General features: G+C 62.6%; 10 protein-coding genes. 5 read left to right on the top strand and 5 right to left on the bottom strand.

Annotated features, from left to right (window positions below):
* Positions 1-24 precede the first annotated feature (24 nt).
* Together J3P73_RS20620 and mprF are read right to left on the bottom strand one after the other, a co-directional pair.
* Positions 25-1407, bottom strand: coding sequence for a virulence factor family protein (locus tag J3P73_RS20620; protein ID WP_018069013.1), 1383 nt, complete (start codon positions 1405-1407; stop codon positions 25-27).
* Positions 1404-4007 carry a bifunctional lysylphosphatidylglycerol flippase/synthetase MprF gene (gene mprF / locus J3P73_RS20625; RefSeq protein ID WP_018069014.1) on the bottom strand — a complete coding sequence of 868 codons (2604 nt, stop codon included), beginning with the start codon at positions 4005-4007 and terminating at the stop codon, positions 1404-1406. Before mprF ends, J3P73_RS20620 begins: the two co-directional genes overlap by 4 nt.
* Positions 4008-4244: 237 nt before the next feature.
* Between mprF and J3P73_RS20630 the strand changes: the two genes are divergently transcribed.
* A complete protein-coding gene (locus J3P73_RS20630) occupies positions 4245-4622 on the top strand; it encodes a DoxX family protein (protein ID WP_018069015.1) in 378 nt (125 codons plus the stop codon).
* Between the two features lie 6 nt (positions 4623-4628).
* Here J3P73_RS20630 and J3P73_RS20635 read toward each other — a convergent pair whose 3' ends face one another.
* From J3P73_RS20635 to J3P73_RS20645, 3 genes are all read right to left on the bottom strand, one after another.
* The gene (locus tag J3P73_RS20635; protein WP_018069016.1) at positions 4629-6740 is read right to left on the bottom strand and encodes a mechanosensitive ion channel family protein; all 2112 of its coding nucleotides are present in this window, start codon (positions 6738-6740) and stop codon (positions 4629-4631) included.
* A gap of 478 nt (positions 6741-7218) precedes the next feature.
* Positions 7219-8250 (bottom strand): phosphogluconate dehydrogenase (NAD(+)-dependent, decarboxylating), encoded by a 1032-nt coding sequence (gene gnd / locus J3P73_RS20640; RefSeq protein WP_018072895.1) that lies wholly within the window; start codon positions 8248-8250, stop codon positions 7219-7221.
* 135 nt (positions 8251-8385) lie between these two features.
* Positions 8386-8868, bottom strand: coding sequence for an SRPBCC domain-containing protein (locus J3P73_RS20645; protein WP_018072894.1), 483 nt, complete (start codon positions 8866-8868; stop codon positions 8386-8388).
* A 69-nt stretch (positions 8869-8937) separates the two neighbouring features.
* Between J3P73_RS20645 and J3P73_RS20650 the strand changes: the two genes are divergently transcribed.
* The 4 genes from J3P73_RS20650 to J3P73_RS20665 all read left to right on the top strand — a co-directional run bounded on the left by J3P73_RS20650 (position 8938) and on the right by J3P73_RS20665 (position 12697).
* Positions 8938-9270, top strand: a complete 333-nt coding sequence (locus J3P73_RS20650; RefSeq protein ID WP_018072893.1) for an ArsR/SmtB family transcription factor — start codon at positions 8938-8940, stop codon at positions 9268-9270.
* A gap of 76 nt (positions 9271-9346) precedes the next feature.
* Positions 9347-9883, top strand: coding sequence for a helix-turn-helix domain-containing protein (locus tag J3P73_RS20655; RefSeq protein WP_130692686.1), 537 nt, complete (start codon positions 9347-9349; stop codon positions 9881-9883).
* A gap of 97 nt (positions 9884-9980) precedes the next feature.
* The gene (locus tag J3P73_RS20660) at positions 9981-10964 is read left to right on the top strand and encodes an NAD-dependent epimerase/dehydratase family protein (protein WP_130682456.1); all 984 of its coding nucleotides are present in this window, start codon (positions 9981-9983) and stop codon (positions 10962-10964) included.
* Between the two features lie 245 nt (positions 10965-11209).
* Entirely contained in the window at positions 11210-12697 is a 1488-nt protein-coding gene (locus J3P73_RS20665) for an esterase-like activity of phytase family protein (protein WP_130682458.1), read from the top strand.
* Positions 12698-12729 lie beyond the last annotated feature (32 nt).

A 12729-nucleotide genomic window follows, 5' to 3' on the forward strand; every position in this document is an offset into this window, starting at 1 on the left:
GCGTCCTATCGGACGCGCGGCGCTTTAGTCCTGCAGCCGTTTCTTCAGGCCGTCGATGATCGTCTTCGTCAGAAGGTCGTAATTCTCGTCGAAGTGATGATCGCCGGGCAGTTCGATGACCTCGGCGCCGCTATCCTTCAGCGCCGGACAGGCGACATCGTCATCGTCGTCCTTGCCGTAGATGCATTGCACGAGCTTCGGATCGATGTTCTTCAGATCGCCGACGGGATCGCCTCCCGCCCCTTCCGTCTTCTGGCCGAGCCAGCCGAGAACGGAGATGACGTAGTCGACTTCGTGCGAAAGCGACAGCAGCGACAATTGCGCCACCGCCGATTTTTCGGCTGGCTTGAGGAGCTGGTAGGTGGCGGGCACGACATCGGCACCGAAGGAATAACCGACGAGCAGGACATGCTTCACCTTCCACTGCTTGCGGTAGAAATCGATGATCTTCGAAAGATCGGCGGCTGTCTCCTCCGGCTTGCGCTCCTTCCAGAAATAGTGGAGCGAATCGACGCCGACGACCGGAATACCTTCCTTCTGCAGCGTGCCGCCGACCTCCTTGTCGATGTCGCGCCAGCCGCCGTCGCCGGAATAGATCACCGCCATCGTATCGAGGGCCGGCGTTGCCTCGAGCACAGCCAGCGGCAGGCCGAGCGGGTTGCCGAAGGCGCCGGAGGCGGTGACGAGATCGTCGAGCGTATCGGCAAACGCCGTCTGCGCATCGTCGGTGGAATCGCGGATCTCGATCGCGTCATGGGCCTTCTTCAGCGCCTCGGCATGCGCCCGACCATCCTTGTTGGCATCAGGCGTGAAGACGGTAACGATCGGGTCCGGCAGGACGCCGTCGCTGAGGCCATAGACCGTGCGTTCGCCGACCACTTGCTTGGACGCTGGCGTGCAAAGCTCCTTGGCAAGCGGAATGCCGGCGACCGGATTAACGGCAAGTGTCTGGCCGATCGTCGCATCCGGCGTTTGCGCGGCAATCGCCAGCGCTAAGGCCCCGCCCTCGCCGATGCCGGCGACGATCGGCAGGTGATAGGCGTTGTTGCCGGTCGCGCGCTGCACCTGCTGGCTCAGCGATTCGATGTCCGACACCATGTAGACGCAGCCGTCGTTGAGGCTGACGTCATACCGGCCGAGCGCCTGGATATAGGAGGGAAAGTCGACGCCGATGACAACGGCGCCTTCGGCGACCAACCTGTCGGCTTCGGCCTTCTCATAGTCGCCCCAGCCGGCCGCATCCGAGATCAGCATCACCGTGCCCTTCACCTCCCCTTCCGGCAGGAAGATGTGCGGCGACGGGATGAGCCCGGTTTCGAAGCTCTGCGTGGTCTCCTCGGCGGCGTCAGCCGGTGCGGCCGCGAGCATGCAGGCGCATGCCGTGGCAAGAAGGATTGTCCTGATCATTTTCTCACTACCCCTTTCAATCCGCCCCCAATCAGAAATGTCGCGTCCATCAACGCGATCATCGGATTGCCCCCTCCGGAGACCGCAAGATAGCGCGGTTGCCAGTGCGGATGAAACTTGGATTTGAATGCCCGAAGGCCTTTGAAGTTATAGAAGCGCTCGCCGTGTTCGAAAACGGTGCTGCCGATGCGGTCCCAGACGGGCGCCGCCTCGCGTTTCGACATGCCGGAGAGAGGCGCCATGCCGAGATTGAAGTGGGTGAAACCCTGCTCTCGCAGATATTCCATGATCTGCACGAAGAGAAAGTCCATCGAGCCCTTCGGCGCGTCCGGCGAGAAGCGCATGAGATCGATCGTGCCCTCCTGTCTGGATTCGGTCACGAGGATATTGGCGAAGGCGACGATCCTGCCGTCCTTTTTCAAGATGCCGACCGGCTGCGAGGAGACATAATCGAAATCGAACGCGCCGAGCGAGAAGCCCTTTTCCTTGGCATTGTGATGCTCGAGCCAAGCCGTGGAAACGGCGGCTAGATCATCGATGACCGAAGACAAGTCCTGCGGTTCGACGACGGCGAATTCCAGCCCGTCGCGCTGGGCGCGGCTTGCCGTCTGGCGAAGGTTCGCCCATTTGCCGCCCTTCATCTCGAAGGTCCTGAGATCGGCCACCGCCAGTTCGCCGAGCTTGAAGGCGCGCAGGCCAGCATCGGCGCAATGAGACAGCAGCGCCGGCGATATCTGATAGAACACCGCCCGGCAGCCGGCGGCACGCGCCGCTTCGACGAAACGCCAGACGAGTTCCTGCACGGCGCGATGGTCGCCGACCGGATCGAACAGCGCGATCCAGGAGCGGCCCTGCCGGCCATACATGATGAAGGCATCGCCGTTTTCCGAGAACATGATGCTCTTGTCGCCCATGCGCACGAGATTGGCATCCGCATTGCCCTGCTTCATGACGATCTCGACGGCACGCACCAGCGCCTCGTCCGTCGCCTGCTCCGGCCGGAAGCTCGCCGGCCGGAGCAGGCTGAAGACGGCGATCGCCGACGAGATGATGGTGATGCCGAGCACGGCGCGCAGCCCGCGCGGCGCTTCGGCCGTGAATTCGAACTGCCACCAGAGCTGGTTGCTGTATTCGACGTCGCGATAGACGAAGAGCAGGATGACGACGGCGCCGACGACGATCACGGCGATCGCCATCAGCCAGGACGCCGTCAGCGCCTGGTTGAGCAGCGAGGCCTGGCGGGTAAAGAGCCGGCGGCTGACGAAGAGCCCGAAGATGAGGAAGGCAAGAAAAGCGGCTTCGACAAGCGCGATCGCCTTCAGCAGCGACAAAGTCAACGCGGCAAGCGCCGAGAACACGGCAACCCACCAGGCGCCGTCGAGCCGCTGGCCGAGGCCGCGCGCGGCGACGACGAGTGCCAGCCCCAGCAGGCTGGAGAGGAAATGCGCCCCTTCGACCATCGGCAGCGGCAGATAGTTGGAGAGGAATTCGAGGTTCTGGTCCGGCGTCGGCGTGACGCTCGAAAACACCAGCATGACGCCAAGCAGCAGCGCGAGAGCCGACAGCAGCTGCGGCATCAGCCGTCCGCCGATGCGCCGCATGCTGGAGGCAGCCGGATGGTCGACGAAACGACGCAGCTCCGCCGCCGAGACCGCGAGCACGGCGATCAGCAGCGGCAGCACATGGTAGACCAGCCGGTAGAGCACCAGCGATCCGAGCACGGCATCGATGTTCACCGCGCTGCCGAGCGAGGCGATGATCACGGTCTCGAACACGCCGAGCCCGGCCGGAACGTGGCTGAGCACGCCGAGACCGACGGCGATCGCATAGACGGCGAGGAAGACCGGCCAGCCGATGGCCGTCTGCGGCAGCAGCACATAGAGCACGGACGCCGAGGCGGCGATATCGAAGGCTGTGACGAGGAACTGGCGCGACCAGGTACGCGAATCCGGCAGGCGGATTGCCACAGGGCCAAGATCGAGCACGCGCCCGTCACGGCCGATAATCATCACCGCGCCCAGAATGGCGACGATCGAGCCGGCGATCAGCCGCAGGAGGAAGGGGCTGACGCCGATCAGCGGGCCGATCTCGTCGGCGATGACGATGAGGGCGATCGCCGCGACGCCCGCAAGCCCCAATCCGAAGGACAGCGTGACGAAGGCGATGATGCGGCCGATATCCTCCGGCGAGAGCCCGAGGCGCGTATAGGCACGGTAGCGGATCGCGCCGCCCGAAAGCGCGCCGAAACCGGCGGTGTTGCCGACGGCATAGGCGCTGAACGCCGTCAACGCCACATGCGGAAAGGGCAGCTTCTTGCCGATGTACTCGATGGCGTTGAGATCGTAGAAGATCAGCGAGAGGAAACTGAGCGCCGTGAAGAACAGCGCAAGCAGGATCGCGCTCGGCCTGGTCGCCGCCAGCGCACCGACGACGTCGTCATAGCGCACCTCGTTGGTGAGCTGCACGATCGCGTAACCGACGAGGCAGAAGACCACCAGTGACGCGGCGGCCAGCAAAGGCGTTCTGTAACGCCTGAAAAGGCCGCGAAAAGAAAACCCGTCCGTTTCTTCCATCTCTTCCAAATTGCCGTGCCCCGACATTCTCGTACCCTGCTGCAACTGCCAGCTTGGCGGGAATCATTTCGAAAGACGTAACATGAGAGGCATATAAGCTCTATGAAGCCATGCCGCCGCTACCCCAGCCCCGCCGCCTGCGCCTCAATCATCCTCAATTGGGGCGAATTTGCGCAGGCGGGCGTCACGGTGCATTGCATTTTCGTAAGCTTCGGAAGAGCCTTGCCCTCGACGGAGAGTTGAGACGCAGGAGAACGGTTCGATATGCAGGATGGTTCGGCCTTTGTGATGCTTGCCCTCGGACGTCTGCTGCTGGGCGGTCTCTATGTCGCTGGCGGCATTCATCATTTTTTCGTCATCGTGCCGCTGACCGAGGCGATCGAAACCCGCGGCGTCCCTTTTGCGAAATGGGTGCTGGTCTTGGGCAGCCTGTTTCAGATCGTCGCGGGCATCCTGCTGATGCTCGGCCTTTTTGTCACGGCAGCGGCATTCGGTCTCATCATCTTCACGCTGGCCGCCACCGTCATGCTGCTGAATTTCTGGGACATGCAGGGAACGGCGCGCGACAGCGCGATCAATACCTGGAAGACGAACATGGCGATCATCGGCGGCCTGCTGATCGCAGCCTCCGGCGCGATGTGAGGCGGTTCATGCCGCCGGCTCGCCGCCCGCCCGCGCATGCGCGGCGTAGCGCGCGACGGCAGCATCCACCTCCGCATCGCGGTCGCCCGCCACCTGCACCGTCGGCACGGCGAATTCGATACCGTTTTCCTGGAAGGCATTGCGGATCATCGCCAGCGCATTGCGGCGGATGACGAATTGCTCGCCGGGCTTCGTCATCATCGACAGCCGGATTTCGATCGCGAATTCGCCGAACTGCTCGACACCCTTCATCTTCAGCGTCTCGATGATATGAGGGCCGAATTCCGGATTTTCGAGCAGCGTCTGGCCGATCTGCTTGATCACCTTCTTCGCTTTGACGAGATCGGTGTCGTATTTGACGTTGAGGCTGATCTTGTCGATCGTCCAGTCGCGATTGAGGTTCTTCACTGCGCCGAGTTCGCCGAACGGCACCGTCGTCAGCGGCCCGCGATGATGCCTGAGCTTCACCGAGCGCAGGCTGAAGGCCTCGACTACGCCCTTGTGGCTGCCGCTTTCGATATATTCGCCAATGCGGAAGGCATCGTCCCAGAGATAGAACATGCCGCTGATGACGTCCTTGACGATGGTCTGAGCGCCGAAGCCGACCGCAACGCCGACGACACCGGCGCCGGCGATCAGCGGCCCGATCTCGATACCGAGTCCGGAGAGCACCATCAGAGCGGCAATGACGGCGATCACGACGGCGAGAATATTGCGGAAGATCGGCAACAGCGTCTGTATCCGCGCGCGTTTGGCCTTCTCCTCATCCGTTGCTCCGCCATCCACGGATGAATCGAGCAGCTTGCCGTCGATATAAGCCTTGATGACATGCCAGAGCAGATCGGCGGCAAGCAGGATGACGATGCCGCCGATTACGCCGCGCGCGATCTTGTCGATCATCGTTTCGCCGGCGGCCATCGTATCGGCACCGACGCCGAGCATACGCCCAAGCCAGATGGCGGCGACGGCAATGATCAGCGCCCGCACGCCGCGGTCGAGCAGTACGGCTGCAATGCGGCGCGTGGCAAGGAAGCTCGCTTCGGTCTGCTGCAGCGATTTTACCGCAATCGTCGAGACGGCAAGCACGCGCGGCAGCAACAGCACGTAAATGCCGAGCCAGAGCAACCAGTTGAAGCCTGCGACCCAGAGGCTCCAAAGCACCAGGAAATAGACGGTGAGCGCCCAGGAGGTCCCGTACCCGCGCTTCTCGTCCTTGTGCGGCCGCGACCAGACGGCCTCGATCGCGATCAGCAACAGGCCGATGCCCATCATATAGCCGACGAGGAGCCGGACGCTCGGAGAATAGCCGAGCGGCTCCATCGACTGGATCACCGCCCAGCCGAATATGAAATAGATGACGAAAGTCGCACAGCGCCGATACCAGAAGAATGCAACCGCGCGCGCCGGCATGATCGCAGCGGTGACACCCTGCCGTTCTTCCTCCACCCGCGCCAGCCCGATGAGATCGACCAGGACGCCTCCGAGGCAAATCGTGAAGCGCTGGACCACGAGCGCGACAACGCAAACGATCGCGATGCTCTGGCTGACCGGCGGCCAGCTGACGCTGAGAAGAGCAAGCGCCGTCGCCACGGCAAAGATCAGCGCCGGGATGACGCGCGGGGCAAGATGCATGCCCGCCATCTGCGCCGCCTGGCGGCGGCGGCGAAAGGCATAGCGGGCAATGCGCTCGACGATGGTGCCGAGCAGGAAAATCGCCAGAAACTGCGCCGCCATGCGCGGCCAGCCGGCGGCGGCGATTTCACCGAAGAACAGCGAAGAAGCATGGCCGACCTGTGAGGGCAGCATCATCGCCGCATCGGAGACCATCGAGACGTGCCGGCGGGCATGCTGGAGCAGACCTGACAAGACCGACATCTGGTCGCCGGCCGCCGTATCGCTCGCCGGCGCCGCCGCCATCTGCGTCGACATCCATTGTTTGACCTGAGGCGTCTGCATGAGCTCCATCATCTCACGCACCTCGGCCGGCGGGGCGGTCGCGGCCGTCACTTGCGCTGGCGGCGTCTGGGAAAAGCCAGGCGAAACCGCCGAAAAAAGCGCAAGCAATGCCAGTATGCCGAATATGGCGGCCTTCAAGCCCCCTGCCATGCCACGCTCCATGACCGCCTCCAATGAAATGTCGGTCGCTTGTGCAAAGCAGCGCCGACATTTTGCAATGGATACTCGCGACCGTTGCCGCCAGCAAGCAGTAGGAAACCCATACTGATGGCTAGAGCCTTTCCTGGTCAGATTGCAGCATTCTGTTGGCTCAAACGGAGTCGGATGGTCGACCGGCCGGCGCGCGTCGTAGCCCAGCTCTACGGCCAAGCCGGCCGGTCGATCAGCCGGCCCGTTTCAGCCAACCCGAAGGGCCGGGCATCTTTGCGTCAGGGCAGAGGCGATCGGCTCGGACGTACCACGAGGTATGCCCTTCGCCGATCGCCTCTGCCCTGACGCAAACCTGCTCCGGCAGAATGCTGCAATCTGACCAGGAAAGGCTCTAGGAAAGGTCAACGTCGCCGCCTCCTCGAAACGAAACGCCGCGCTCGCCATTTCAGGATGACGGATTTGCCGGAACCGTGAGTGAAGTCGCTTGCCTTCAGGATTTCGCGACCGGTTTTTCCACGTGGCCGCCGAAGCCCGCGCGCATCGCCGACAGCACCTTGTTGGCGAATTCGTCGTTATCGCGCGAGGAGAAGCGGCCGTAGAGTGCAGCGCTCAGCACCGGCGTCGGCACGCTTTCGTCGATTGCCGCCATGATCGTCCAGCGGCCTTCGCCGCTGTCCGAGACGCGGCCGGCATATTTCGAAAGTGCGGGATCGGCATGCAGCGCATCGGCCGTGAGGTCGAGCAACCAGGAGGTGATGACGCTGCCGCGGCGCCACACTTCGGCGACATCCTGCAGGTTGAAGTCATATTGGAAATGTTCCGGATGAGCGAGCGGCGCGGTTTCCGCATCGGCCTCATGCGAGGCGGCGCCGATATTGGCGTGTTTCAGAATATTGATACCTTCGGCATAGGCGGCCATCAGGCCGTATTCGATGCCGTTATGCACCATTTTGACGAAATGACCGGCGCCATGCGGGCCGCAATGCAGGTAACCCTGCTCCGCGGTGCTGGCAGCAGCCGCTTCGGCGCTCCGGTTCGGCGAGGCTTCCGTCTTGCCGACGCCGGGTGCCAGCGTTGCGAAGACGGGAGAAAGGTGCTCGACGATGCCCTTCTCGCCGCCGATCATCAGGCAATAGCCGCGCTCGAGGCCGAAGACGCCGCCGCTGGTGCCGACATCGACATAATGGATACCTTTGGTGATGAGTTCGGCGCCGCGGCGGATATCGTCGTGGTAGTAGGAGTTACCGCCGTCGATGACGATATCGCCATTCTCAAGCAGCGGCATCAGGCTCGCCAGCACCTTGTCGACGATCGCCGCCGGCAGCATCAGCCAGATCGCGCGCGGATGGGTCAGCTTCGAGACGAATTCCGCAAGCGAAGCACTGCCGGTCGCGCCGAGGCCGGCGAGCTCGGCAACGCTTTCCGGCCTGGCGTCGTAAACGACGCATTCGTGACCGCCCCGCATCAAGCGCTGGACCATATAATTGCCCATGCGGCCCAAACCAACCATGCCAAGCTGCATAATGAATCTCCTGGAAACCGAAGTGAAGTATCGAATCCGGAAATTAGCACCCGCAGTGTGACAGGCAAGCAAAGTCTCGGTGATATCGGCGAATGCGACGATTGCACCGCCGATCTCGCTGAGATCGACGTATCGTCAAATGTCCGGCGCGCTGGCCGGCTCACCCTTCATTTCGCTGAGGAACATGCCCTCGCGCAGATTGATGCCATATTCAACGAAAGCCTTCATGCAGCAGAGCATCTGCGTCCAGCCTTCGCAATTGAGATAGGTGCCGCGCCGGCCAGCATCGTCTTCGCGCCAGCCGGTCTCGGCGATCGTCACCAGCGTCCCGCCATCCTCCAGCGGCTTGAAGTTCATCTCGACCAGCGTCTTGTATCTTGCCTCGTCTTCGCCAGTGCCGCCATCCCAGCGAAGCACGATGCGGCTTTCCGGCACGAGTTCGACGACCTCGACTGGCGCATCCTTCCACCAGGTGACCGTCGTGCCCTTCACGAGCGGCGCGCTCGCCCCACCGATCGTGGTGAAATAGCTGCTGAGCTTCTTCGGGTTGACGACGGCATCGAACACCTCTGCAACGGGGCGGCCGACACGGCCGGAAATGCGGATTCCGAGAGACATGACACTTCTCCTCTTCTCCAGTGTGTCTGTTCCATTGTCCTTGGCGCCATTATGTTATAAAAATATAACATGTCAAGCGAATCAACCGACGACCCCGTTTTCAAGGCGCTGGCGCATCATCGCCGCCGCGAAATCCTCGATCTGCTCAAGGATGGCCCCCGAACCACGGGGACCCTTTGCGAGACGTTTCCGCAGATGGATCGCTGTACGGTGATGCAGCATCTGAAGGTGCTGGAAGAGGCTGACCTGGTCATCGCCAGGAAGGAAGGCCGCGAGCGCTGGAACCACCTGAACAGCCTGCCGATCAAACACATCTATGACCGCTGGATCAGCACCTATGCCGGACATTCCCTGTCGATTCTCGACCGGCTGAAAGACGACCTCGAGGGCCAGCCCGAATAATGATCCGGCCGCCCAACAGCTTGCTTGCCGGCCAGCCCAAGCCTTATGCTGGCCAAAACGGCACGGGATCAGGCAGATGACGATATCGGGCGCCGGCATACGCCGCAGGCGGCTGCTGCGCAGCATGAAGCAGGAACATCTCGCCGAACTCCTCGGCGTCAACCAGGCGACGGTCTCACGCTGGGAGCGCGATCAGCTCGCCCTGTCGGGCGAACAGGCCGCCAAGCTGGAACGGATTTTCGCCTCACCGCAATATGCAGCAGTCGATACGGCGCTGAAACGGCTGGTCGAGGATTCCGTCCGGCCGGTGCATCTGATCTGCGACCGCACCCACCGGCTGCTCTCCGCCTCCCGCCCGAGGCAGGCAGAGTGGCGGGCGCCGCTCGGCGCCTTTCTCGGCCGCTCCCTATTCTCTTATGCATCCGCCGAAATCGCCGCGGCCGAGCAGTCGCTGGAGGAGCGCGGCTGGCATGATGGCAGGCTCTCGTCGTTGACCCTCGATACCGGCGCGAACGGCAATGCGCTGCTGCCGATCGCCGACGGCCGCGTGACCTGGGAACGGATCATGCTTTCCGACGGCAGCACTGGCCGCCTTGTTACGACCATCGGCTGAGCCTCAAGCTTTCCTGCACGCCCATGCATAATTTATGCGTTGTCTGAAAACCTTAGTCTTTATAGCGTCCGCCGCCGAACGGTCAGGAGACGATGTGATGACGATACTGGTGACGGGAAGCGCCGGCCATCTCGGCGAAGCGCTGATGCGGACCTTGAGGGCGGAAAGCCGCTGGGTGCGCGGCATCGATATCAAGCCCTCGGCTTTTACCGACATGGTCGGCTCGATCAGTGATCGCGCCTTCATCAGGCAGGCGATGTCAGGCATCAGCCACGTCATCCATGCCGCGACGCTGCACAAACCGCATGTGGCAACCCACGGCAATTACGATTTCCTCGACACCAATATCGCCGGCACCCTCAACCTGCTCGAAGAAGCGGTCGCAGCAGGCGTTGCAAGCTTCGTCTTCACCAGCACCACCAGCACCTTCGGTGCGGCATTAACGCCGGCTGCCGGCGAACCGGCGGCATGGGTGACTGAGGACGTGCTTCCCGTCGCGAAAAACATCTACGGCGTAACGAAACTCGCCGCCGAAGGCTTGTGCGAACTCTTCGCCCGCAAGTCCGGCCTGCCGGTGGTCATTCTCAGGACGTCGCGTTTCTTTCCCGAAAACGACGACAATCCTGATATTCGTAACGGCTATTCGGCAGAGAATGCCCAGGCCAACGAGCTTCTTCACCGCCGCGTCGATATCAGCGACGTGGTCAGCGCCCATCTGCTGGCGCTCGAAAAGGCGCCGGCAATCGGCTTTGGCCGCTACATCATCTCCGCCACGACGCCGTTTTCGGCAAGTGATCTCGCCGCGATCCGGCGCGACGCGCCTCACGTCGTCGAACGACTGTTCCCGGGTGCAGGCGCCCTTTACGCATCACGCGGCTGGAAGATGTTTCCTTCGCTCGACCGTGTCTATGTCAACGAACGCGCAAGGCGGGAACTCGGCTGGCAGCCGCGATATGATTTCCGTTTCGTGCTCGATTGCCTGCGCGACAACAGGGAGTGGCGAAGCCCTTTGGCGCTGAATGTCGGCTCCAAGGGCTACCACGATGAGGTCTTCGCCGAAGGGCCTTACCCGGTCGGATAGAGCAGCAGCTGGAATGCGGACACGCGAAAGCCCGACTTCCTCTCCAGCATGACGCTTTCGCTGAGAAGTGTCATCCAGATATCACGATCCCGTCATAGACCGTCTGCCGGGGATATGGGGCGACGAAATCCAGGGCGTGTTGTGCCATCGGGAAATCGAATCCAGGCCGGGGTGTCATTTGAAGCGGGGTCCAGCCTGCGGGCGGAAGCCGTTTCGAGAGCGCTTTTGACCGAGAGGGTATTTCCATGAAGAATGTCAGACCATACGCATCGCGGCTGTTCGCCGCGGTTCTCGCGGCATCCGCCGCCGTGCCAGTCGTCGCAATGGCCGAGAATTCCGCCACCGTCGGCGGCCTCACCTTCGTCAACAAGGGCTTGGTGGGCATCGGCCGCATTCCGGCCAACCAGCGTGACAAATTCGGCGAGACCTTCGGTTCCGGCTCGGGCATGGCGATCGATCCCGCCGCCTGGAGCCGCGACGGCGCCGGCTACAACGGCACGCTCTACCTGTTGCCCGACCGCGGTTACAACGCCGTCGGCACCGTTGATTACCGGCCACGTCTGAACACCATCTCGATCGGCCTGACGCCGACCGCTCCGGGTGCGGCACCCGAGGTCGGCAAGGAACAGTCGGGCGTCGACGCAAAGCTCGTCGATTCCACACTCTTCGTCGACGACAGGGGCGGCGACATGACCGGTCTCGACCCGGAATCCGGCGTCCGCCCCGCTGCCGGTAGTTTTCCCGCGCTGCCGCAGGCGACGAACGGCAAGATCGCGCTCGACAATGAAGCCATCATCCGCATGGCCGACGGCAGCATGTTCGTCAGCGACGAATACGGGCCTTATATCTATCACTTCGCCGCTGACGGACACCTGCTCTCCGCCACCCAGCCGCCGAAGGCGCTTTTGCCGATGCGCAAGGGCGCGTTGAGCTTTGCCTCCAACAATCCCGGCTCCGGCGCCTCCGCTCCGGACCCGAAAGATCCGGAGACCGGCCGCCAGAACAACCAGGGTCTCGAAGGCATGGCGATGACGCCTGATGGCAAGTTCATCATCGCTGTGCTGCAGTCGGCCGCCCGCCAGGACGGCGGCGATTCCGGCTCGACCCGCCAGAATACCCGCGCCATGATCTATGACGCCGCCGATCCCGATCACTTGAAACTGGTGCACGAATATGTCGTGCCGCTGCCGGTCTTCAAGGACGCCAAGGACAAGACGACGATCGCCGCCGAGAGCGAAATCGTCGCCCTGTCCGACAAGACCTTCCTGATGCTCGCCCGCGACAGCGGCAACGGCCAGGGCCTGAAGGGCGACACCTCGCTCTACCGCAAGGTCGACATCGTCGACATTTCCGCCGCGACCGACATCGCCGGCAGCGATTTCGATGACGGCAAGCCGATCGCGCCGAAGGGCGTCATCGATCCCTCGCTGACGCCGGCGACGCTGACACCCTTCATCGACCTCAACGACAAGACCGATCTCACCCGCTTCGGCCTGCACAACGGCGCGCCGAACGACAAGAACAATCTGTCGGAAAAGTGGGAAGCCATGGGTCTGGCGAGCGTTCTCGACCCGAACCTGCCGGACGACTACTTCCTGTTCGTCGCCAATGACAACGACTTCTTGACGCAGGATGGTTTCCAGGTGGGTGCCGCCTACAAGGCGGACGGCGGTGCCGACGTCGACACCATGTTCCAGGTCTTCCAGGTCACCCTTCCAGGTCTGAAGAAGTAACGGACGCGCTGAAGAAGGGCGAACGGGCAACC

Source organism: Rhizobium ruizarguesonis (assembly GCF_017357285.1).
Taxonomy (GTDB): domain Bacteria; phylum Pseudomonadota; class Alphaproteobacteria; order Rhizobiales; family Rhizobiaceae; genus Rhizobium; species Rhizobium ruizarguesonis.

What these genes read in the sequence shown, in the direction of transcription:
- J3P73_RS20620 (WP_018069013.1), bottom strand. Translation starts at nt 1,407, where the DNA reads ATGATCAGGACAATCCTTCTTGCCACGGCATGCGCCTGCATGCTCGCG.
- mprF (WP_018069014.1), bottom strand. Translation starts at nt 4,007, where the DNA reads ATGTCGGGGCACGGCAATTTGGAAGAGATGGAAGAAACGGACGGGTTT.
- J3P73_RS20630 (WP_018069015.1), top strand. Translation starts at nt 4,245, where the DNA reads ATGCAGGATGGTTCGGCCTTTGTGATGCTTGCCCTCGGACGTCTGCTG.
- J3P73_RS20635 (WP_018069016.1), bottom strand. Translation starts at nt 6,740, where the DNA reads ATGGAGCGTGGCATGGCAGGGGGCTTGAAGGCCGCCATATTCGGCATA.
- gnd (WP_018072895.1), bottom strand. Translation starts at nt 8,250, where the DNA reads ATGCAGCTTGGCATGGTTGGTTTGGGCCGCATGGGCAATTATATGGTC.
- J3P73_RS20645 (WP_018072894.1), bottom strand. Translation starts at nt 8,868, where the DNA reads ATGTCTCTCGGAATCCGCATTTCCGGCCGTGTCGGCCGCCCCGTTGCA.
- J3P73_RS20650 (WP_018072893.1), top strand. Translation starts at nt 8,938, where the DNA reads ATGTCAAGCGAATCAACCGACGACCCCGTTTTCAAGGCGCTGGCGCAT.
- J3P73_RS20655 (WP_130692686.1), top strand. Translation starts at nt 9,347, where the DNA reads ATGACGATATCGGGCGCCGGCATACGCCGCAGGCGGCTGCTGCGCAGC.
- J3P73_RS20660 (WP_130682456.1), top strand. Translation starts at nt 9,981, where the DNA reads ATGACGATACTGGTGACGGGAAGCGCCGGCCATCTCGGCGAAGCGCTG.
- J3P73_RS20665 (WP_130682458.1), top strand. Translation starts at nt 11,210, where the DNA reads ATGAAGAATGTCAGACCATACGCATCGCGGCTGTTCGCCGCGGTTCTC.